The 20,517-nt window shown below is 71.3% G+C and carries 19 protein-coding genes and 2 tRNA genes; 9 read left to right on the top strand and 12 right to left on the bottom strand.

The window, feature by feature from the left end:
- The first annotated feature begins 189 nt into the window (after nt 1–189).
- Together OFY01_RS26185 and OFY01_RS26190 are read left to right on the top strand one after the other, a co-directional pair.
- Nucleotides 190–480, top strand: a complete 291-nt coding sequence (locus tag OFY01_RS26185; protein ID WP_266603908.1) for a hypothetical protein — start codon at nt 190–192, stop codon at nt 478–480.
- Nucleotides 481–823: 343 nt separating this feature from the next.
- On the top strand, nt 824–1,012 hold the full coding sequence (locus OFY01_RS26190) for a DUF6381 family protein (RefSeq protein ID WP_266603909.1): 189 nt from the start codon (nt 824–826) through the stop codon (nt 1,010–1,012).
- Nucleotides 1,013–1,181: 169 nt separating this feature from the next.
- Here the strand turns inward: OFY01_RS26190 and OFY01_RS26195 are convergent, their stop codons facing one another.
- Entirely contained in the window at nt 1,182–1,388 is a 207-nt protein-coding gene (locus OFY01_RS26195; protein ID WP_266603910.1) for a hypothetical protein, read from the bottom strand.
- Between the two features lie 188 nt (nt 1,389–1,576).
- Between OFY01_RS26195 and OFY01_RS26200 the strand changes: the two genes are divergently transcribed.
- The 4 genes from OFY01_RS26200 to OFY01_RS26215 all read left to right on the top strand — a co-directional run bounded on the left by OFY01_RS26200 (nt 1,577) and on the right by OFY01_RS26215 (nt 6,244).
- Nucleotides 1,577–2,044 carry a MarR family winged helix-turn-helix transcriptional regulator gene (locus OFY01_RS26200; RefSeq protein WP_266603911.1) on the top strand — a complete coding sequence of 156 codons (468 nt, stop codon included), beginning with the start codon at nt 1,577–1,579 and terminating at the stop codon, nt 2,042–2,044.
- 127 nt (nt 2,045–2,171) lie between these two features.
- A complete protein-coding gene (locus OFY01_RS26205) occupies nt 2,172–4,799 on the top strand; it encodes an MFS transporter (RefSeq protein ID WP_266603912.1) in 2,628 nt (875 codons plus the stop codon).
- Between the two features lie 148 nt (nt 4,800–4,947).
- Nucleotides 4,948–5,766, top strand: coding sequence for a YceI family protein (locus tag OFY01_RS26210; RefSeq protein ID WP_266603913.1), 819 nt, complete (start codon nt 4,948–4,950; stop codon nt 5,764–5,766).
- A gap of 13 nt (nt 5,767–5,779) precedes the next feature.
- A complete protein-coding gene (locus OFY01_RS26215; RefSeq protein ID WP_266603914.1) occupies nt 5,780–6,244 on the top strand; it encodes a PPOX class F420-dependent oxidoreductase in 465 nt (154 codons plus the stop codon).
- A 37-nt stretch (nt 6,245–6,281) separates the two neighbouring features.
- On the opposite strand, the gene OFY01_RS26220 is transcribed toward OFY01_RS26215, so the two are convergent.
- The 8 genes from OFY01_RS26220 to OFY01_RS26255 all read right to left on the bottom strand — a co-directional run bounded on the left by OFY01_RS26220 (nt 6,282) and on the right by OFY01_RS26255 (nt 16,270).
- The gene (locus OFY01_RS26220) at nt 6,282–7,145 is read right to left on the bottom strand and encodes a TetR/AcrR family transcriptional regulator (protein ID WP_266603915.1); all 864 of its coding nucleotides are present in this window, start codon (nt 7,143–7,145) and stop codon (nt 6,282–6,284) included.
- Nucleotides 7,146–7,208: 63 nt separating this feature from the next.
- Entirely contained in the window at nt 7,209–8,720 is a 1,512-nt protein-coding gene (locus tag OFY01_RS26225; protein WP_266603916.1) for a DHA2 family efflux MFS transporter permease subunit, read from the bottom strand.
- 73 nt (nt 8,721–8,793) lie between these two features.
- A complete protein-coding gene (locus OFY01_RS26230) occupies nt 8,794–11,016 on the bottom strand; it encodes an ArnT family glycosyltransferase (RefSeq protein WP_407700425.1) in 2,223 nt (740 codons plus the stop codon).
- Nucleotides 11,013–12,404 (bottom strand): bifunctional glycosyltransferase family 2/GtrA family protein, encoded by a 1,392-nt coding sequence (locus OFY01_RS26235; RefSeq protein ID WP_266603919.1) that lies wholly within the window; start codon nt 12,402–12,404, stop codon nt 11,013–11,015. The genes OFY01_RS26230 and OFY01_RS26235 overlap by 4 nt, the downstream gene beginning before the upstream one ends.
- Nucleotides 12,405–12,430: 26 nt before the next feature.
- Nucleotides 12,431–14,062: a sensor histidine kinase gene (locus tag OFY01_RS26240; protein ID WP_266603921.1), complete on the bottom strand. Its 1,632-nt coding sequence runs from the start codon at nt 14,060–14,062 to the stop codon at nt 12,431–12,433.
- Nucleotides 14,059–14,808: a response regulator transcription factor gene (locus OFY01_RS26245; RefSeq protein ID WP_323135562.1), complete on the bottom strand. Its 750-nt coding sequence runs from the start codon at nt 14,806–14,808 to the stop codon at nt 14,059–14,061. Before OFY01_RS26245 ends, OFY01_RS26240 begins: the two co-directional genes overlap by 4 nt.
- Before the next feature lie 180 nt (nt 14,809–14,988).
- Nucleotides 14,989–15,876: an amidohydrolase family protein gene (locus OFY01_RS26250; protein WP_266603936.1), complete on the bottom strand. Its 888-nt coding sequence runs from the start codon at nt 15,874–15,876 to the stop codon at nt 14,989–14,991.
- Between the two features lie 22 nt (nt 15,877–15,898).
- Complete coding sequence (locus tag OFY01_RS26255) at nt 15,899–16,270, bottom strand: antibiotic biosynthesis monooxygenase family protein (RefSeq protein WP_266603922.1); 372 nt, start codon at nt 16,268–16,270, stop codon at nt 15,899–15,901.
- Nucleotides 16,271–16,393: 123 nt separating this feature from the next.
- On the opposite strand from OFY01_RS26255, the gene OFY01_RS26260 reads away from it, so the two are divergent.
- Both OFY01_RS26260 and OFY01_RS26265 read left to right on the top strand, forming a co-directional pair.
- Nucleotides 16,394–16,705 (top strand): hypothetical protein, encoded by a 312-nt coding sequence (locus tag OFY01_RS26260; RefSeq protein ID WP_266603923.1) that lies wholly within the window; start codon nt 16,394–16,396, stop codon nt 16,703–16,705.
- 118 nt (nt 16,706–16,823) lie between these two features.
- Nucleotides 16,824–17,090 carry a hypothetical protein gene (locus tag OFY01_RS26265; protein WP_266603924.1) on the top strand — a complete coding sequence of 89 codons (267 nt, stop codon included), beginning with the start codon at nt 16,824–16,826 and terminating at the stop codon, nt 17,088–17,090.
- 58 nt (nt 17,091–17,148) lie between these two features.
- On the opposite strand, the gene OFY01_RS26270 is transcribed toward OFY01_RS26265, so the two are convergent.
- The 3 genes from OFY01_RS26270 to OFY01_RS26280 all read right to left on the bottom strand — a co-directional run bounded on the left by OFY01_RS26270 (nt 17,149) and on the right by OFY01_RS26280 (nt 18,099).
- Nucleotides 17,149–17,565, bottom strand: a complete 417-nt coding sequence (locus OFY01_RS26270) for a DUF6234 family protein (protein ID WP_266603925.1) — start codon at nt 17,563–17,565, stop codon at nt 17,149–17,151.
- A 164-nt stretch (nt 17,566–17,729) separates the two neighbouring features.
- Nucleotides 17,730–17,802: transfer RNA gene (locus OFY01_RS26275), tRNA-Arg, on the bottom strand.
- Nucleotides 17,803–18,008: 206 nt separating this feature from the next.
- Nucleotides 18,009–18,099: transfer RNA gene (locus OFY01_RS26280), tRNA-Ser, on the bottom strand.
- A 388-nt stretch (nt 18,100–18,487) separates the two neighbouring features.
- On the opposite strand from OFY01_RS26280, the gene OFY01_RS26285 reads away from it, so the two are divergent.
- Nucleotides 18,488–20,517, top strand: a 2,030-nt coding sequence (locus tag OFY01_RS26285; RefSeq protein ID WP_266603927.1) for a PAS domain-containing sensor histidine kinase, incomplete at its 3' end; no start/stop codon positions are given.

Here is a 20,517-nt window from a genome sequence, read left to right on the forward strand (position 1 = left end):
GGCGGCTCGTCAGCGGCCGCGGCTCGGCAACAGTCCGCCGCGCCGCCAAGCGGCCACACCCCGGCTTCCGGCCCGTCCGTCGGGAAACACTCCGGCACGGGCGGCCGGTCCTCCGCCGGGACGGCCACGTCCCCGCCCACCTCGACACCGTCGCCCTCGCCCTCGCCGAGCGGTCCCGCCGTGCTCAAGGTGAGTTCTCCGGACCTCAAGGACACCGACAAGCGCTGGTGTCAGGACGTGACGCTGACGTTCCGCAACTCCGGTGGGAGCGTTGTGCGTTCGGGCACCGTGACACTGGGGACGCATGTCATCGGGGCGCTCGGCATCGACTGGGCGACCATCGAGACCAAGGAAGCCCTCCCCGCCCCCATCGAGGCGGGGGAGAAGAAGGAGAAGACGTGGACGGTCTGCGTCGACGCCTGGCGCGTGCCGCTCGGCATGCACCTGGAGACGCGTGATGTCTCCGTCGACTGGAAGTGACCGGCGCAGGGTCTGCCGCTGTTGAAGAGCCGCCACGGCCGAAGAGAGTGCCGCGGCTGTCCTGCGCCCTGTGTCCTGCGCCCTGCGCTCTGCGCCCGGTGTCCTGTGCCCTGTGCCCGGTTCCCGGTGTCCTGTGCCCGGCGCCCTGTGCCCTGTGTCCTACGCCCTCGAACCCGTCAGCACGGTCCGGTGATCCGGCTACGCCGCGTAGTGGATCGTGGGTGGGGTGCGAAGCGCGACGGCGTACGCGACGGCACGTCGAGATGCCGGGGCCGCCTGAGCTTGATTCGCTTGTATCCGTACTCCCGGCCCCCCCCACACACAGACAAGGCGAGGTCCCCTCATGAGCACCGAAGAGACACGCGCACGGCTGCTGCAGATGCGCGAAGAGGCCCGGAAACTGGCGGATGCCGCGGAGCACGCCGGCGACCCGGAGGAGCGGCAGAAACTCCTGGGCAAGTCGCGCAGGCTGCGATCCCGGATCGAACAGGAGAGCGCCATGCGGGGCGGAGACATCTACCCCTCGGAGTAGACAGCCGCCGCTCCGGGCGTCGCTGACGACACCTGACCGAGAGGTACAGGGAGCCCCAGGGCCTGTGCTGACAGCGGCCCGCCTCGCCCCGCCCCGCCCGACTGAGGATCAGTAAGGAGACCAGCCAGAAGGCCAGCCAGAAGATCAGTTACTGGAACCAGAAGACCAGTTACTTGAACGCCAGCCAGGCCACGCCCGCGACGACCACGACCGCGAGGACGATGCCCAGGATCAGACCCGCGCTCGGCCCGGACTTCGAGACCGTCTGCTGACGCGCCGCGGGAGGCTGCTCGTCGACGAAAGCGCGGAACATCTGGGTGCTGCCCGCGGGGTCGTTGCTGCCTTGGGGGCCCGGGCCCTGAGGGTTGTGTGCCATGAGGCAGGACCCTAGCGAATCGACGGCACGGGCGCCACAGTCTCCACAAAGCCCACTTGAGCTGCACTTTTACCAACCCTCGCGGGCTCTTTGCCGCGATTTTAAACACGAGCACCCCCTTTCGTTTGCCTGCGGCAACCAACTTGTTCTATTGTTGCCTTAAGCAACAAATAGGGAGATGAGATGCCGTGGCCACCGAACGTCACTACGACGAGCTGGCGCGACAGCTGAGCGCCTTCGGTGCCGTCAAACGGGACATGGCGCGCATCCTGCCGTCCGACTGCCCGCCCGGATCGGCCGCCGTTCTCACGCTGCTCAAGCGGTACGGGAACATGCGGATGAGCCGGATGGCGGAGCTGCTCGCCGTCGACGTGTCCGTGGCAAGCCGCCACGTCGCACACGTCGCCGCGCGCGGCTGGATCGCGCGCAACCCCGACCCCGCCGACAAGCGTTCACGCATCCTGACCCTCACAGACGACGGCTGCCGACAGCTGGAAGTGCTCAACGCGTGCACGACCAAGCTGCTCGCCGAGCGGCTGAGCGACTGGACCGACGACGAGGTCGACCAGTTGATCGCCCTCATGACCCGGCTGCGCGACAGTTTCGGCGACTGCCGGACGACCGCCGTGACCGCCGCCGCCCGCGCACCCGCGTGAGCCCGGGTGCTGAGCCCGGTGAGTCCGGGAGAGCCGACCCCGGCCGTACCTGGGCCCGTCCGAACCGGCGCCGAGCGCCGTACACAGACTTCCTTTCCACCCCGCAGACGTAAGAAGAGGACCTCCCATGGCAACATCCACACCTGCCGGTGTGCGGGGCAGCCATGCCAAGCATTCAGCGCACTCGGGCGCCGCGCACCAGCCCGGCGCCCCGATGAGCCACCGCCAGATCATGGAGGCGCTCTCCGGGCTGCTGCTCGGCATGTTCGCCGCCATCATCTCGTCGACGATCGTGTCGACCGCCCTGCCGAAGATCATCGGTGACCTGGGCGGCGGCCAGTCCGCCTACACCTGGGTCGTCACGGCGGCGCTGCTCGCCATGACCGCCTCCACGCCCCTGTGGGGCAAGATGGCCGACCTCTTCAGCAAGAAGGTCCTGGTCCAGATAGCCCTGGTCGTCTACATCGCGGGCTCGGTCGTCGCCGGTCTCGCGCAGAACCCGGGCATGCTGATCTCGGCCCGCGCCATCCAGGGCATCGGCGCGGGCGGTCTCTCCGCTCTCGCGCAGATCATCATGGCCGCGATGATCTCCCCGCGCGAGCGCGGCCGTTACTCCGGTTACCTGGGCGCCACGTTCGCCATCGCCACCGTCGGCGGCCCGCTCGTCGGCGGCGTCATCACCGACACCGACTGGCTCGGCTGGCGCTGGTGCCTCTACGTGGGTGTGCCGTTCGCGCTGATCGCCCTGGTCGTGCTCCAGAAGACGCTGCACCTTCCGGTGGTCAAGCGGAAGGTCAAGGTCGACTGGGCGGGCGCCTTCTTCATCACCGCGGCGGCCAGCCTGCTGCTGGTCTGGGTGACCTTCGCCGACGACAAGTACGACTGGCTGTCCTGGCAGACGTACACGATGGTCGGTGGCTCGATCGTGCTCGCGCTGATCTTCCTGCTCGTCGAGGCCAAGGCCGACGAGCCGATCATCCCGCTGCGCCTGTTCCGCAACCCCACCATCGCGCTCGCCTCGCTGACGTCGCTGTTCGTCGGTGTCGCCATGTTCGCGGGCACGGTCTTCTTCTCCCAGTACTTCCAGCTGGCGCGCGGCAAGACGCCGACGATGTCCGGTGTCATGACGATCCCGATGATCGGCGGACTGTTCGTCGCGTCGACCGTGTCCGGTCAGATCATCACCCGCAGCGGCAAGTGGAAGGCGTGGCTCGTCGCCGGCGGTGTCTTCCTGACCGCGGGTCTCGGCCTGCTGGGCAGCATGCGCTACGACACGCCGTACTGGCGCCTGGCGATCTTCATGGCGCTGATGGGTCTCGGCATCGGCATGATGATGCAGAACCTCGTGCTCTGCACGCAGAACCAGGTCGCGCCCAAGGACCTCGGCGCCGCCTCGTCCGTGGTGACGTTCTTCCGGTCCCTCGGCGGCGCGCTCGGCGTCTCCGCGCTCGGCTCCGTGATGACCACCCGCATCACCCACTACGCCACCGACACCATCGGCTCGCTCGACCCGAAGGCGCAGGTGGCGGCGGGCAAGGCCGTGGGCAGCGGCCAGATCCCTGACATGGGCGCGCTGCCCGCCCCCATCCGCACCTGGCTCGAGAGCGCATACGGGCACGGCATCGCGGACATCTTCCTGTACACCGCCCCTGTCGCGTTCCTGGCGTTCGTCGTGACGCTCTTCATCAAGGAGGTTCCGCTGCGTACCACCGGTGCCATCGAGCAGGCCGCCGAGGGCCAGGCGGCTCCCGTCCCGGCCACCGCCCCGGCCGATGCCCAGGCCGCCGCCGCGGTCGAGGCGCCGGTCGACGCCGCGACCGCCGTCGCCGGGCCGCTGGAGGACACGCCGGCGGACAAGGTGCCCAGCCTGGTCGGCGCGGGCGCCCCCACCGACGAGCAGACGGGTCTCACGCCCCAGGCCCAGACCCAGGCCCAGCCCCTGGCCGCCGTCGCCTCGGCCGCCTCGACCGCCGGTGACGGCTCGGCCCCGGTCGGCGGCCCCCCGGTGCACGGATTCGTCCGCGGCGCCGAGTCCGCCCCGGTCGCCCACGCCGCGGTCACCCTGATCTCCCTGGGCGGACGGCAGCTGGGCCGGGCCGTGGCCCAGGCCGACGGCTCGTACGCGGTCGACGCCCCCGGCTCCGGCAGCTACGTCCTGATCGCCTCGGCCGACGGCTACCAGCCGCAGGCCGCCACCGTGGTCGTCGGCGAGCAGCCGGTCGCGTACGACATCCTGCTCAGCGGCACCAGCGGTCTGACCGGTGTCGTACGGGCCGCCGACACCAAGGCCGCCGTGATCGGCGCCATGGTGATCGTCACGGACGTGCGGGGTGACGTGCTGGCCACCGGTCTGTCGGGCCAGGACGGCGAGTTCACCTTCGCCGAGCTCGTGCCGGGCACGGTGACGGTCGCCGTGAACGCGGCGGGGCACCGTCCGCTGGCACTGCCCGTCGAGATCGGCGGCACGGGTGTCACCCGCGTCGAGATCGAGCTCAACTCGGGCGCGCAGCTCCAGGGCACCGTACGGGCGAGCGGCCGCGCCCTGAACGACGCACGGGTCACCCTGGTCGACGCGGCGGGCAACGTGGTCGCGACCTCCACCACCGGTGACGACGGCGCGTACGCCTTCACCGACCTGGACAGCGGCGAGTACACGGTCATCGCGACCGGCTACCCGCCGGTGGCCACGCACCTGTCCGTGAACGGCGGCGGCGTGGACGGCCACGACATCGAACTGTCGCACCCGGACGCGTAGGACGCGCGGTCGGCGAGGAGCGGGAGTTCCTTCAGGGCCGGACCGGACCGGGCCGCACCGCACCCGTGTGCGGCCCGGCTGTGCGCGCACAGGAGACCTGACCAACCCCCTTACGGGTGCGAATACTTGAGCTAGGAGATGTGACGCGATGGGACTGAGTGCGCGGATCCGTACGCGGGACGGGTGGGCTCTGCCGCACGCCGTCGTCACGGTGACCGACATGACCGGCGCGCAGGTGCTGCGCGCCGAGGCCGACGACGAGGGGGCGGTGCACGACGCGTCGAGCCTGGCCCCCGGCCCTTACACCGTGATCGTGACGGCCGTCGGCTACGGCCCGGCGGCCGCCACGGCCCTGGTCACGGCGACCGGGCGGGCGGACGTGGGCACCGTCGTCCTGGCCCGGCAGGGTGGGGCCGAGCTGCCGCCGCCGGGACCCTGGACGGTCGACCCGGCGCACTCCACGGTCGCCGCCACCGCGCAGCACCTGGGGATCACGTCGGTGCACGGCCGGTTCACCGAGTTCAGCGCCCGCGTGGACATCGCCCAGGACGTGGAGAAGTCCCGCGTCGAGGCGGTGATCAAGGCGGCGTCGATCGACACCGGCAACGGCATGCGCGACGGCCACCTGAAGTCCGCGGACTTCCTGGACGTGGAGACGTACCCCGAGATCACGTACAGGTCGACGGGCCTGACCCCGGCCGGGCCCGACCGCTGGACGGTGCACGGACAGCTCGGCATGCACGGTGTCGTGCGCGAGGTCGACCTCGACCTGAGCTACCTGGGCACGGGCGCCGACCCGTGGGGCGGCACGCGTGCCGCGTTCAAGGCGACCGCCGAGCTCAAGCGCGAGGACTTCGCCATGAACTACAACCAGATCGTGCAGGCCGGCATCGCGGCGATCGGCGCGACGCTGAAGGTCGAGCTCGACATCCAGGCGGTGCAGGGGGACTCGCTGCCCAGCGTGTAACTACGCTGGCGTCATGGCACCGAACATCGCGACCAACACCCGTGTCTCCCTCGACGAGTTGCTCGACTTCGTACGCCCGCGCCACCGCGCCCTGCTGATCACGGCCCGCGCCGACGGCACCCCGCAGGCATCGCCCCTGACCTGCGGTGTCGACGACGCGGGCCGGATCGTCGTCTCCACCTACCCGGAGCGCGCCAAGACGCGTAACGCCAAGCGGGATCCGCGGGTGAGCGTGGTGGTGCTCAGCGACGACTGGAACGGGCCGTGGGTCCAGGTCGACGGCACGGCCGAGGTGATCGACTCCCCCGACTCCGTGGAACCGCTCGTCGAGTACTTCCGCACCATCTCGGGCGAGCACCCGGACTGGGCGGAGTACCGGGAGGCGATGCTCAAGCAGGGCAAGTCGATCATCCGGGTGACCCCGCAGCGGTGGGGGCCGGTGGCGACCGGGGGCTTTCCGGCGCGGCTGGGCCGGTAGGCCGGGGCACCTGGGGCGCCCCCACCCCGCCCCCGGCCTACCCGCGGTCCGGCTCCCGTGCCACCAACGCCTCGATCCCGGCGATCTGGAGGTCGAGCGCGGTCCGGAAGTCCCGGTCCCTGATCTGCTCGACCGTCTCGCCGGAGTCCATCTCCTCCATGACCCGCTCCGTGTGCTGAAAGGTCTCCGCCATCTCCGGCGGCATCGTGAACTCCGCCATCGCCTTGCGGAAGTACTCGTCCTGCTCCATGCCGACCTCGGCGCACCGCTGCCGGAAGTGCCCCTCGACGGTCCCGAACCCGTAGACGAACTGGAACACCGAGGGGATCGCGCCGCGCTGCGCCGCGGGCGACAGGCCCGTGCGGGCCATGACCCGCTGCACGGCGGCGGCGAAGCGCAGCGCGTGCGGGCCCACGTTGAGGAAGTTGCCGAGCAGCGGCGAGACCCACGGGTGGCGTACGAGCAGTGCCCGGTACTCGGCGGCCAGCTCCCGCAGCTCCGTCTGCCACGAGGGGCCGACGTCCGGGCCGGGGCCTCCCGCCGCCGCCCGGTCCGGGAACTCCCCGAACACCCGGTCGAGCGCGAGCTCCAGCAGATCGTCCTTGGTGTCGACGTACCAGTACAGGGACATCGCCGTGACACCGAGTTCGCCCGCGAGGCGCCGCATGGAGAACTTGGCGAGTCCCTCCGCGTCGAGCAGCTTGGCCGTGGCCTCGGTGATCCGGTCGCGGTCGAGGCCGCTGGGCTGCTCGCCCCGTCGGGTACGCGTCGCCCTGGCCGCCCCGGCCCCGGTGCTGGTGCCTGTTCCGGATCCGGCACCTGTTCCGGACCCGGTACCTGTTCCGGCGGTCCCGGAGTTCTCCAGCCAGACACTGATCCGTGTCCGCGCTGCCTTCGCCATGGCGCACCTTCCCAGGAGTCGTCATACAGGTACCGGAATCGGCGCCTCCGCCCGCACCGGATGCTATGCGGATGCCACCACGGCAGAGTCTGCCCTCTCCGCGCGCCTGAGCAACGCCGCGGCGAGCAGACCACCGCACAGTACGGCGACGGCGCCCACCAGCTGACTGGTCTCCAGGCCCGACGCGAACGCGTCCGCCACCCGCGCCCTCTCCCCGGCCGACCGGGCGGCGGCGAGCGCCGCCGGCAGGGAGGCGGCGGAGACGGAGACCAGCGCGGCGAAACGGGCGTTGAGCACGGCCCCGAGCACGGCGACACCGAGACCGTTGCCGAACTCCGCGAGGGTGCCGTTGACCCCGGCCCCGACGCCCGCCTTCTCGGGCGGGATCGCGCTCATGATGGCGTTGGCCATGGCCGGCATGGCGAGGGCGATACCGGCGCCCATGACGACGAGCCCGAACAGCATCCCGCCGTAGCTGTCCCCACCGAGCAGCGCGATCGCGGCGAGCCCGCCCGCCAGGCAGCTCATCCCCGCGGCGATGGTCAGCGGCGCGCCCAGCTTCGGCAGCAGCCGGGCGCCGACCCCGGTCAGGTTGAGCGCGACCACGGTCAGGGCCAGCGGAGCCGTCCGAAGACCGGCCTCCAACGGCTGGTAGCCGAGGACGAACTGGAGGTGCTGGGTGAGCAGGAACAGCGAGCCGCCCATGCCGAACGCGACGAGGATCGCCCCGGCGACCGCGCCCGTGAACTTCTGGTTCCGGAAGAAGTGCATGTCGAGCATCGGGTGCGGGGTGCGCAGCTCCCAGGCGACGAACGCGGCCATGAAGACGACGCCGACGGCCGCCGAGGCGAGGGTGCGGGCGGAGGTCCAGCCGGCGTCAGGGCCGGAGATGATCGCGTAGACGATCCCGGTCATCCCGACGGTGGAGAGCAGCGCGCCGAGCAGGTCGGGCCGGTCGCCCCGCGGGTTCTTGGACTCGGGGACGAGGGTCAGCACGGCGACCAGCCCGATCACGGCGACCGGAATGTTGATCAGGAAGATCGATCCCCACCAGAAGTGGTCGAGCATGACGCCGCCGAGCAGCGGGCCGACGGCGAAGCCGAGCGAGTTGACGGTGGCCCAGATGCCGATGGCCTTGACTCGCTCGCCGTCGTCGAAGATCTGTACGACGACCGCGAGCGTGGTGGTCATCAACAGCGCCCCGCCGACGCCCATGCCCGCCCGCGCGGCGATCAGCTGCCCGGTGGACCCGGCGAGCCCGGCGACGAGCGAACCCGTGCCGAAGAGCACGAGCCCGGCCGCCAGCATCTTCCTGCGGCCGTAGCGGTCGGAGCTGGAGCCCGCGGTGAGCAGCAGCCCCGACTGGACGAGCGAGTAGGCGCTGATCACCCACTGGATGTCGGAGGTGGAGGCGCCCAGCTCCCGGGTGAGGGAGGGGATCGCGACGTTGAGGACGGTGTTGTCGAGCAGCACGGTCAGCTGGGCGAGGCAGATGACGCCGAGGATCAGCCAGCGTCGCGGGTGGGCCTGGCCGACGGCCGGGGTGGGTTCGCGTTCGGTGCGCGTGGACGACATGCCATACACCGTAAAGAGCTACTTGTACGGTGTACAACTCGATTTTCGGCGCACCGCCGCGAGCCGCCACGTCTCAGCTCTTCGGCTGGGTCAGGTCGTAGAACGTGGCGCTGCCGACCGTGACCTTCTTGAAGTTGGCCTCGACCCACGACGTGATCTCGGACGAGGTGCCGGTACCGGAGCCGCCCATGGCTCCGCCGCCTCCGCCCGCGCCTCCGCCCCTGCCGCTCGCGATGAAGTAGTGGATCTTGCCGTCCGCCACGTACTTCTTGAACTGGGCGAGCGTCGGCGACGGGTCGGTGCCGTTGAAGCCTCCGACCGCCATCACCGGGTCGCCGGTGGCGAGTTGGTAGCTGGCCTGGTTCTGCGAGCCGACCGTGGCGGCGACCCAGGTGTAGTCGCCCGCGTTCGCCCGGAGCAGCTTCCTGGCCTCGCCGGTGACCGTGGCGCCGTTGAGCAGGCCGCCCATGCCGCCGCCTCCGGCACCGCCGCCCCTACGGCCGCGTTCGCCCGGGGCGGCGCCACCGGGCATCGTGCCGGTGGCCGTGCGGCCGGGCATGGCGCCACCGGGCATCGTGCCGGCAGCCGTGTGGCCGGGCATCCCGCCGCGGGGGAATCCGCCCCTGCCGCCGCCACCGGGGCTGCCACCGTGACCGCCGCCGCCCATCGGGCTCGCGCCGCTCGGCCCGGCCGTGACGATCGACCCGGTGTGCCCGGAGCCGAGCGTGGTGAGGGAGTACGCGGTCGGCGCCGCGAGCGACACCGCGAGACCGAGCCCCGCCGCGCCGAGTGCGAGCCCCCGCCCGAGCCGCCCGGCCACCGAGATGCCGAGCCCGGCCACGAGCGAGCCGATCAGCACCGCCCACCGCAGCCACGGCAGGTAGTCCGGGACCCGCCCGAGCAGGACGTACGCCCACACTCCGGTGACCGCCACGACCGAGCCCAGCGTCACGGAGGCGGCGACCCTCGACCGCTCCTCCCACAGCACCGTGGCGCCCATGCCGACGACCGCCGCGACGTACGGGGCGAGGGCGACGGTGTAGTACTGGTGGAAGATCCCGGCCATGAAGCTGAAGACGAGCCCGGTCGTCACCATCGACCCGCCCCACGCGAGGAACGCGGCGCGCGCGGTGTCCGTCCGCCCGGCCTTCCAGGTCAGCACCACACCCACCACGAAAAGGATCAACGCGGCGGGGATGAGCCACGAGATCTGGCCGCCGATCTCGGAGTTGAACATCCGCCCGATGCCGGTGGCACCCCACTGCCCGGTCCCGCCACCGGCACCGCCCCCGCCACCCCCGACGGACCCCGTCTCGTCTCCGCTCAGGCGGCCGAACCCGTTGTAGCCGAAGGTGAGTTCAAGGAACGAGTTGTTCTGGGAGCCGCCGCTGTACGGCCGCGACGACGCGGGCCACAGCTCGACGACCGCCACCCACCAGCCGCCCGCGACGACCATCGCGACCGTGGCGAGGGCCAGCTGCCCGAGCCTGCGCCGCAGCCGTGTCGGAGCGAACACGGCGTACAGCACGGCCAGCGGCGGAAGGATCAAGAACGCCTGGAGCGTCTTGGTCAGGAACGCGAACCCGACCGCGACACCCGCGAGCACGAGCCACTTCGTCCGGGCCCGCTCCATGGCGCGCAGCACGCAGTACACGGTCGTGGTCATCAGCAGCGCGAGCAGCGCGTCCGGGTTGTTGAACCGGAACATCAGCGCGGCGACGGGCGTGGTCGCGAACACGGCCATGGTGATGAGCCCGGCGGCGGCACTGAACCTGCGCCGTACGGCCGCGTACAGCACACCGGCCGTCGCCATGCCCATCAGTACCTGGGGCACGAGGATCGCCCACGAGCCGAGGCCGAAGAGCCGCACCGACAGGGCCATGGGCCACAGGGCGGCCGGGGGCTTGTCGACGGTGATGGCGTTGGCGGCGTCGGACGAGCCGAAGAAGAACGCCTTCCAGCTCTCGCTGCCCGCCTGGACGGCCGCCGAGTAGAACGCGTTGGCGTAACCGGAGGCGGAGAGGTTCCAGAGGTAGGCGAGGCCGATGAGGAGGAGCAGACCGAGGAAGACGGGCCGCACCCAGACCGCGTCCTCCGCCCTGCCGCGCCACACTCGCACATGCGGCCTCTGCCTGGGCCGACCGTGCGTGTGGCCGTTGCCGTGGCCTGCGAAGGCCGCGGAGGCCGCAGGCGCCGTGGAGGCCGCGGAACCGCCCTCGTACGAGGGAGCCCGGTACGAGGGAGCCCGGCCTGCGGAGGGATTCCGGTCTGCGGAGGTGTTCAGGTCTGCGGTCATCGCTGGTCCCAGGAGTCGTGGTCGTGCCCGCCTACGGTCCGCGTCCGCACGGTCGCGTCCTCCGCCCAGCCGCCCCGCGGCCCGGTCTCCGCCCCCCGCTCGGGGAACACCCATGCCCGGAAGAGCAGGAACCGCAGCACGGTCGCCGCGAGGTTGGCCACGACCAGGACGGCCAGCTCGGTGGAGTGCGACGGGTTGCCGGAGGCGGCGTCGAGCCCGGCGAGCGAGCCGCTCGTCAGGGCGAGCCCGATACCGAAGACGACGAGCCCCTGCACCTGATGGCGCACGGCCCGGTCACGGCCGCGAACCCCGAACGTGAGCCGCCGGTTGGCGGCGGTGTTGGCGACGGCGGAGACGAGAAGGGCGAACGCGTTGGCCACCTGCGAGCCCGAGAACGTACGGAAGCCGGAGTAGAGCAGCAGGTAGAACAGCGTGGACAGGCCGCCGACGACGCAGAACCCGACCAGCTGGCGGGCCAGGCCCTTGGGCACGTCGGCGAGGGTGCGGTCGCGCGGGTCGTCGCCGAACGGGCGGGCGAGCCGGTCCAGGGGCAGCGACCCGGTGGCGAGCGCCTTGCCGACACGCCACACGCCCTTCAGGTCGTCGGTCGCGGTCCTCACGATGTGCACGGTGGAGTCCGGGTCGTCCACCCAGTCGACCGGCACCTCGTGGATGCGGAGACCGGCCCGCTCGGCGAGCACCAGCATCTCCGTGTCGAAGAACCAGCCGGTGTCCTCGACCAGCGGCAGCAACACCTGCGCGACATCGCGCCGGATCGCCTTGAACCCGCACTGCGCGTCGGAGAACCGCGCCTGGAGCGAGCCGCGCAGGATGAGGTTGTAGGCGCGCGAGATGAACTCGCGTTTCGGACCGCGCACGACGCGGGAGCTGCGGGCGAGCCGGGACCCGATGGCGAGGTCCGAGTGGCCCGAGATCAGCGGGGCGACCAGCGGGAGCAGCGCGTTGAGGTCGGTGGACAGGTCCACGTCCATGTACGCGAGGATCGGCGCGTCGGACGCCGACCACACGGCCCGCAGCGCCCGCCCTCGCCCCTTCTGCTCAAGCCGGGAGTAGCGGACGGTTCCCGGCAGCTCTGCGATGAGCCGCCGGGCCACGTCCGGGGTGGTGTCCGTGGAGGCGTTGTCCGCGACCGTGACGCGGAAGCGGTAGGGGAAGGTGCGCGCGAGGTGCTCGTGCAGCCGGTGCACGCACGCGCCGAGGTCCTTCTCCTCGTTGTAGACGGGGATGACGACGTCGAGGACGGGGGTGCCGGTGTCACCGTGGGCGCTGCCGACCAGGAGGTGTTCCCGGGCCGGCAGCGCGCCGAGCTTCGCGGTGGTGGGGCTCGATGGGATGTGGCCGATGCCCGTGGAAGAGTCGGTTCGCATGGCGTCGACATTCGTCAACTGCCCTGTCAGCGCTGTGTGGTGAAGCTTTGGCCTGCCTGTGAGTGCGGAGGCGTCGGCGTGCCGTACGTCTGGGCGGCGGGCATCGGCGGCGCGGGCACCGGCCCAGAGGACACCGGCCCAGAGGACACCGGAGCGGAGGACACCGGCGCTGCGGGCACCGGAGCGGCGGGCTGCTCCTGGTACACCGGCAGATGCACGGTGAACACGGTGCGGCCCGGCGCCGATTCGACCGTCACCGCGCCGCCGTGCGCGGCCGCGACGGCCTGCACGATGGCGAGCCCGAGCCCGGTCGACCCGGCCTTGCGCGACCGCGACGAGTCGCCGCGCGCGAACCGCTCGAAGACGTGCGGCAGCAGCTCCGGCGGAATCCCCGGCCCGTCGTCCTGTACGTCGAGGCGGACCCACCGGCCGTGCCGGTGCACGCGCGCGGTGACGGTGGTGCCGGGCGGCGTGTGCGTACGGGCGTTGGCAAGGAGGTTGACCAGGACCTGGTGGAGGCGGGCGGAGTCGGCGAGCACGGGGGCGGGCTCGTCGGGCAGTTCGAGCCGCCACCGGTGGCCCTGCCCGGCGACCCGTGCGTCGCTGAGCACGTCGACGACGAGCGGCGACAGGTCGGTCGGCTCGTACGACAGCGGTCTGCCCGCGTCGAGCCGCGCGAGCAGCAGCAGGTCCTCGACGAGCCCGGTCATCCGGTGGGCCTCGGACTCGATGCGGCCCAGGGCGTGCCGGGTGTCGGGCCCGGTCTCCTCGCGCCCGCGCCGCGTCAGCTCGGCGTAACCGCGGATCGAGGCGAGGGGCGTGCGCAGTTCGTGGCTGGCGTCGGCGACGAACTGCCGCACCCGCGTCTCGCTCTGCTGCCGCGCCTCAAGGGCGCCGTGCACGTGGTCGAGCATCCGGTTGAGCGCGGCCCCGACCTGCCCGACCTCGGTCCGCGGATCGGCCTCGGACTCGGGTACCCGCTCGTAGAGGGTCACCTCGCCGCTGTGCAGGGGCAGTTCGGAGACGCGGGTGGCCGTGGCGGCGACGCGGCGCAGGGGGCGGAGGTTGACGCCGACCATCACGGCACCCGTGACGCCCGCGGCGAGCAGGCCCACGGCGGTGACACACACCTCTGTGAGGATGAGCGTGTTGAGGGTGGACTCCACGTCCTCGGCCTTGAGGCCCACGACGAGACGGCCGTCGCCGGACGACACCACGCGGTAGTCGCCGAGGCCCGGCAGCGTGACGCTGTGCGCGGTGCCGTCCCGGGGGACGGAGGCGAGAGCGTCTTGCTGGTCCTGGCTGAGGCTGGTGGTGCGGTCGCCCGCGTCCCGAGCCTGGACGCTGCGCTCCGCAGCGGTGACGGTGCCGTCGGACGCGACGAGCGCGCCCACGGTGTCCTCTCGCGTGGGACCGCTGAGGAACCCGAGGCTCGGCTCGTGGTGCTGCCCCGGTGCCGGCCGCTGCCCGCCGGGGCCGAAGCCGTCGGCCAGCGCGACGGTCTGCCGCACCTTCTCGTCCAGCTGACCGTACAGATACGTGTGCAGCGCCAGCGTGGTCACCGTGCCGATGACCACGCTGACCAGTGCGATGAGGCCGACCGCGGTGATGACGAGGCGGCTCCGCAGCGACCTCGGCCGGCGCGCCGGCCGTCTCACGAAACCGTCGTCGCGGCAGGCTTGATCAGATACCCGGCGCCACGGCGGGTATGGATCATCGGTTCACGCCCCACGTCGATCTTGCGCCGCAGGTAGGAGATGTACAGCTCGACGACGTTGGCCTGCCCGCCGAAGTCGTACGACCACACACGGTCGAGGATCTGCGCCTTGCTGAGCACGCGCCGCGGATTGCGCATGAGGAAGCGCAGCAGCTCGAACTCGGTCGCGGTGAGGTGGATGTTGGCCCCGCCGCGCGACACCTCGTGGCTGTCCTCGTCGAGCATGAGGTCACCCACGACAAGGACGGACTCGCTCCGCCGGTCGGCCGCGCCGGTCCGCCGGATGAGCCCCCGCAGCCGCGCCACGACCTCCTCCAGGCTGAACGGCTTGGTGACGTAGTCGTCGCCCCCGGCCGTGAGACCGGCGATGCGGTCCTCGACGGCGTCCTTGGCCGTCAGGAACAGCACCGGAACGTCCTGGAGCTCGCGGCGCAGCCGTCCGAGAACGGTCAGCCCGTCCATGTCGGGCAGCATCATGTCGAGCACGACGGCGTCGGGCCGGAAGTCGCGCGCGCTCTGCACGGCTGCGAACCCGTCACCGGCGGTACGGATCTCCCAGCCCTCGTAACGCAGGGCCATGGACAACAGTTCGGTGATGGACTGCTCGTCGTCCACGACAAGCACCCGGACGGGGCTCCCGTCCGGCCTCAGCAGTTCGGTACGCCCCTGGGGCGAGGTCGCGGTCATGGTGCAACCGTGCTCGGCGCCTCTGAGAACACCCTTTCCCGAACCTGTGAATCTCCTGAGAAATCCACCGGCGGGACTCAGGCCGTCTCAGCCGATCCGAACCCCAGCTGAGCCGAACCCAGCCGCGCAAGAGCCCAGCCGAGCCGAACTCAGCCGAGCAAGAGCCCAGCCGAGCAGAATTCAGCCGAGCCGGAACAGCGCGGCCCCGTTCCCGTGGCACACGGCCCGCACCCAGTCGCTCCCGAGACCGAGCCGCTCGATCACCTCCAACTGATGCACGTACGGGTACGGAATGTTCGGGAAGTCGCTCCCGAAGAGCACCCGGTCCCCGAGATCGGCGAGCCGCGCCCGTTCCGCCGCGGGGAAGGGGGAGATCCGCTCGGCGAAGTCCGTGAACGCCATCGTCGTGTCGAGCCGCACCTCCGGATACCGCTCGGCAAGGTCCAGGAACTCCCCGTACTCCGGCATCCCCATGTGCGCGACGACGATCGGCAGCCGCGGATGCCGGGCCAGTACGCGGGCGACCGGCTCGGGCCCGGTGTGCTTGCCGGGCGCGGGCCCCGACCCGCAGTGCGTGACGACAGGCACCCGCGCCTCGGCCAACACCCCCCACACGGGGTCGAGCAGCGGATCGCACGGGTCGTAGCCGCCCACCTGCACGTGCGCCTTGAAGACCCGCGCCCCGTCGTCCAACGCCCGCCGCACGTAGGTCTCCACGCCGGGCTCGGGGAAGAAGGTCGCGGTGTGCAGACAGCGCGGCGTGCGGGCGGCGAACCGGGCCGCCCACCCGTTCAGCCACTCGGCCATCCCGGCCTTGTGCGGATAGAGCATGGACGTGTACGCCACGACCCCGAACTCCCGCAGGAGTTCGACCCGCCGGCTCTCCTCCTCCCGGTAGGTGATCGGCCACTCGGTCCCGGTGAGCGGCCCGACCGCGTCGAAGTACGCCCACACCTTGCGCAGCACGCGCTCCGGCATGAAGTGCGTATGGACGTCGACGAGCCCCGGCAGCCGGTGCCGCTCGACAAACCGCGCGACCGCCCGCCCCTCGCCCCCGCTTTCGCCCATGCCGTCACCCCCGCCCTCGGCCTCACGCACGCTCGAACCCATGGCTCCGCTCCACCCGGGCCACATGCACGGTGTACCGCTCGTACCACTCGGCGCGCCCACGCTTCTGCGCGGCGCGGTGCTCGCCGGTGCCCCGCCACTCCTCGATGGCGGCGAGGTCCCGGAAGTAGGACACCGTGATGCCGAGCCCGCCGGGCGTCCGGGCGGACTCGTGCCCGAGATACCCGGGCACCTCCCTCACCAGCTCATCCATCCGCTCGTCGGTCTCGTCGTACCCGCTCTGGTCCCCGTCGGTCAGCACAGAACTGAACACGACCACGTAGTACGGGGGTTCAAAGGCGGGCAGCGGCGTGACGCTTCCGGTTCCGACAGGCGCGTCGCTGTGATCACTCATGCCGACCACACTCACCCACGCACCGGCCCCCGGTCCACCGTCCGGCGCGCTCCTTGCCGTGCGCTCGACGGGGTGAGAACCCCGCTGCCGCCGGGATCGATACGCTTCCGACCGGAGGTGGGGATGTTCGCCACGGTGGCCTTCGGATGCGGTGCCGTCTTCTGCGTAACTGGTGGCACGTGGCTTGTCCTGCGGCAACGCCGTCGGCGTGCCGACACCATGGAGGGGTGGGGCGTACTGTTCATCGGTGCCGGGCAGTTGATGCGAGCGGTCCGCTCCTTGACCGGAGACCGCGAGCCGCTCGGGCTCATCCTCACCCTGCTTTTCGCGGCAGCCAGCCTCACCGGATCGATTCTGTTCACCCGTGGCCTGAAGCGGACCAAGTACGGCTATTCCGGCTGGAAACGCCGGAAGCTGCCCCCGATCCGCGACTGACAGGGCGAGGACGGCCAGGGCGAGGACGGCAAGGCAAGGACGGCCAAGGCAAGGGGCAAGCGTGCGCCCTGCGCGCCCTGCGTACTGTCAGGGCGGAAGCCCGAGGTGAGGAGACCCTGTGGCCAGACCGGCCCCGCGCACCACTGCTGTCCTGTACGCGATATCAGCGACCTGCGCCACCATCGGCGCCCTGCTCTGGATCCGCGACCGGACCAGCGGGCCTCCCCGCGTCTACGCGAGCTTCCTCGCATCCGACAGCTCCACCCTGTCGACCTGGCGGGTGTGGTCACGGGCGGTGCCCGAGGACCGCCTCGGCCTCTACCTCGTCGCCGCGGGGCTGGTGCTGGCGCTGGTGGCGCGCCTGACCTCCGCCCAGCGGGACTGAGCCAGGGGGCCGGGTGGGCTCGGACCGGGTGGACTCGGGCCGCGTGGACTCCCGGCGCTCAGTTTCCGTCCTCGCAGTCCGCCGCTGATGGCACGTCACGGCAGAGCTGGTCCTGGTGAGACTGGAGCGTCGCCCCGCCGAAGACCACGACGAGGATCACGACGGCCATGACGACCTGAGCGACCACCGTTACGACAGCGCCGGCCCGTGCGGCGATCGCGGCTGCCACGATCGCGAGAACTCCGACACCACCGGCGGCGGCGAGGTACTTCCATAACGAGTCGGGCATGACCGTCCGGGCCGGGTCGAGGTTGAACCCCGACAAGAACCAGAGCCAAAAGATCACCGCCAGGGCGATCAGCTCCAGGAACACCAGGCCACACCCGGCTCCGATGTCAGCGCCCCGGTCGGCTCGGGTGCGGCGTCGCGGGTCGGTGGTGGCGTCGTAGGCACGTGGTGCGACCGGCAGATTCATACCCGCCACCTTGGCCGCGCGGGCAAGGCAGGCGCATGAGTACGGCTACTCAGCACCGCCTCAGCCGATCTCCGAGCCAGTAGCCGTCGACCACTGCCGTCAAAGCGTCAAGGCAGAGAAGCCAGAGGCCCTGTGGATCACTCCACAGGGCCTCTGGTCCGTTGTGCACTCGGCAGGATTCGAACCTGCAACCTTCTGATCCGTAGTCAGATGCTCTATCCGTTAAGCTACGAGTGCTTGTTTTTACTTTTGTTCTTGTCTCCGCTCCCCGGCCTTTCGGCCCGCTCGCGGCGACAGGAAGAACATTACATGACTGCCGCCGCCATGTGAAATCCGTTTGCCGCACCCCTTGTGACCTGCGGAAACGCCATCCGGGGCCGAGGCGAGGGGCGCAAGAACGCCGAAGCCCCGGTCCTGGTGGACCGGGGCTTCGGATCTTGGTGCGGAGGCGGAGGGATTTGAACCCTCGATGGGGGGTTGACCCCAAACCGCATTAGCAGTGCGGCGCCATAGACCGGACTAGGCGACGCCTCCAGCGCAGAGCCGCCCGCGCAATGGCGAGTGGTTGCGTGCAGATGATGACACAGCCGCGCGCCGCGTCACCAATCGGCTCCCACGGTACTAGGCGGGCCGGGTGCAGGGCAAAGCCCTTCTCCACCCACTTTCACCCGCGCGTGCCCCCGCGTGCCCCCGCATGCCCCCGCGCGCGAGCCGTCACGGCACGGCGACAGCGCGGACGCGGGACCGACACATCCTTTACGGCGCCCCACGTCGTTCTTCACCACCTCCACGGGTGGTCCGCATCATCCGGCGCCACGGGCACAACCACTGCCCGTAGACTCCCTCCCGTGACACGCCGCGGGCCGCGAGGCAAGATGGCTCGGGCGGTCGGCAAGTCGCGGTAACAGGGAGGAAGCGTTTCGTGAGCAGCAGGCCATCCCGAGGCGCTGCTCGCCTCGCAGCCATACTCGATGCGCTTCCGGACGCGCTCGTCCTGGTCAACACCAACGGCACGGTCGTCAACGCCAACTCGATCGCGCTCGAAGCCTTCGAGGCGCCGGGCACCGCGCTCGTGGGGCGTGGGCTGCTCGATCTGCTGCCGGAGTTCGACTCCCGGCTGATCCCGGGGTCGATGCGGCGCCCTGACACCGTCACCGACGAGCGCGGCCGCACCAAACCGCACCGGATGATCGCCCGGCGCACCGACGGCAGCGAGTTCGCCGTGGAGGTCACCTCCGCCAACCTCGCCGACAGCGCGCGCGACGCCGTGGACCCGTACGGGACCGGCGGCGCCACCATGGGCGGCGGATACAGCGGCACCGAACTGCTGATGCTCGTCGTACGTGATCTCTCCGGGACGCTGGACACCGAGGCCGAGCTGGCCCGTTCCCAGCGGCAGACCGAGATGATCCTGCGGGCCGCCGCCGAGGGCGTCGTCGGCACCGACACCGACGGGCGCATCGTGCTCGTCAACCCCGCCGCCGCGCAGATACTCGGCTTCCGCGCCAGCGACCTCGGCGGCCAGGAGCTGCACCCGCTCGTCCTGCACTCCCGGCCCGACGGCGAGCCCTTCCCGTACGACGAGTCGCCGCTCGCCGACACGCTGCGCTCCGGTCGCAAGCACCGGGTGCGCGGGCAGGTGCTGTGGAACAAGAGCGGCGCCCAGGTGCCCGTCGACATGACGACCGCACCCGTACGCGACGGTGATCAACTCGTCGGCGCCGTGATGACGTTCACCGACCGGCGCCCGTACGAGAAGCTCGTCGCCGAGCACGCCGAGGAGATCGCCCGCCGGGACGAGGCCGCCGAGCGCGAGCGCGAGGAGCACGCCGCCGAGCTGGAGCGGGTGCGGGACGAACTGACCGGTGAGCTCGACGCCGCCCGCGAGCAGCACGCCGAGGAGCTGTCCGCCGAGCGGGAGCGCGGCGCCGCGTTCGCCGAGCGCGAGAAGGACCGGTACGAGGAGTTGGCCGCGCGCCACTCTCAGCTGCTCGCCGTTCTCGGCCAGTCGCTGCGCGGGCCCCTTGAGGAGCTCCGCCGGGAGCTGGGGCAGCTCGCCGCCGACGACGCGGGGCAGCTGTGGCCCGAGGCCAACCAGGTGCTGCACCACCTCAGCGCCGGGTACGCCCGCATGACGACGCTCGTCGACAACGTCCTCGCCTACCAGCTGCTCGACTCCGGCGACGAACAGATCTCCCGTACGCCCGTCCTGCTGGACGGTGTCGTCGCCGCCGGTGTCGAGGGGGCCGTGGAGCTGATCGGGCCCGGCCGGGTCCAGTTCGCCGTGCACGCGCCGCCCATCGAGGCCGAGGTGGACCCGGCGCGCCTGGCCACCGCGCTCGCGCATCTGATCGCCGACGTCGCCGGGATCGACGCGACCGGCAACACGCGTGTGCCCGTCGCGCAGACCGGCTACGTCGACTCGACCGTGGTCGTCGCGGCCGCACAGCGCGGGGAGAGCGTACGGATCGAGGTACGGGGGCCGTACGCGGGCGGCGACCCGGTCCACGAGCCCATCGTCCGGGGGATCGTGCGGGCGCACGGCGGCGTGGTGCAGACGCACGAGGTGCCGGGGATGAGCGGCAGTGCGTATGTGCTCGATGTGCCGATCGGAGCGGGGGGCGGGACGCCTGCGCCCGTGCCCGCGCCTGTTGCTGCGTCTGCGTCTGCGCCCGTGCTCGCGCCTGCGCCTGTTGCTGCGGCTGCGGCTGCGGCTGGCCCTGCTCCTGTTGCTGCTCCTGTTGTTGCTCCGGCTCCGGCTTCTGCTCCTGCTCCTGCTGTGGCTCCCGCTCCCGCAGCTGTGGGGGGCGAGGAGACGGGCTCCGGTGTCGGCTCTGACGGGGCCGCCGCCAGTGGGACCCCTGGTGCCCAGTCCGGACCGGCGCCGGAAGGCGTTGCCGCCGAGCTTCCCGCGCAGGCCGGTGCCGGCCGGGGCGGGCGGCGCCGGGCGCG

It is taken from the genome of Streptomyces beihaiensis (assembly GCF_026274175.1).
GTDB classification, from domain to species: Bacteria; Actinomycetota; Actinomycetes; order Streptomycetales; family Streptomycetaceae; genus Streptomyces; species Streptomyces beihaiensis.

Excerpts from the sequence above, each read along its gene's own strand:
- OFY01_RS26190 (WP_266603909.1), top strand. The coding sequence starts at position 824 with ATGAGCACCGAAGAGACACGCGCACGGCTGCTGCAGATGCGCGAAGAG.
- OFY01_RS26195 (WP_266603910.1), bottom strand. The coding sequence starts at position 1,388 with ATGGCACACAACCCTCAGGGCCCGGGCCCCCAAGGCAGCAACGACCCC.
- OFY01_RS26205 (WP_266603912.1), top strand. The coding sequence starts at position 2,172 with ATGGCAACATCCACACCTGCCGGTGTGCGGGGCAGCCATGCCAAGCAT.
- OFY01_RS26210 (WP_266603913.1), top strand. The coding sequence starts at position 4,948 with ATGGGACTGAGTGCGCGGATCCGTACGCGGGACGGGTGGGCTCTGCCG.
- OFY01_RS26215 (WP_266603914.1), top strand. The coding sequence starts at position 5,780 with ATGGCACCGAACATCGCGACCAACACCCGTGTCTCCCTCGACGAGTTG.
- OFY01_RS26220 (WP_266603915.1), bottom strand. The coding sequence starts at position 7,145 with ATGGCGAAGGCAGCGCGGACACGGATCAGTGTCTGGCTGGAGAACTCC.
- OFY01_RS26225 (WP_266603916.1), bottom strand. The coding sequence starts at position 8,720 with ATGTCGTCCACGCGCACCGAACGCGAACCCACCCCGGCCGTCGGCCAG.
- OFY01_RS26230 (WP_407700425.1), bottom strand. The coding sequence starts at position 11,016 with ATGACCGCAGACCTGAACACCTCCGCAGACCGGAATCCCTCCGCAGGC.
- OFY01_RS26235 (WP_266603919.1), bottom strand. The coding sequence starts at position 12,404 with ATGCGAACCGACTCTTCCACGGGCATCGGCCACATCCCATCGAGCCCC.
- OFY01_RS26245 (WP_323135562.1), bottom strand. The coding sequence starts at position 14,808 with ATGACCGCGACCTCGCCCCAGGGGCGTACCGAACTGCTGAGGCCGGAC.
- OFY01_RS26250 (WP_266603936.1), bottom strand. The coding sequence starts at position 15,876 with ATGGGCGAAAGCGGGGGCGAGGGGCGGGCGGTCGCGCGGTTTGTCGAG.
- OFY01_RS26255 (WP_266603922.1), bottom strand. The coding sequence starts at position 16,270 with ATGAGTGATCACAGCGACGCGCCTGTCGGAACCGGAAGCGTCACGCCG.
- OFY01_RS26260 (WP_266603923.1), top strand. The coding sequence starts at position 16,394 with ATGTTCGCCACGGTGGCCTTCGGATGCGGTGCCGTCTTCTGCGTAACT.
- OFY01_RS26270 (WP_266603925.1), bottom strand. The coding sequence starts at position 17,565 with ATGAATCTGCCGGTCGCACCACGTGCCTACGACGCCACCACCGACCCG.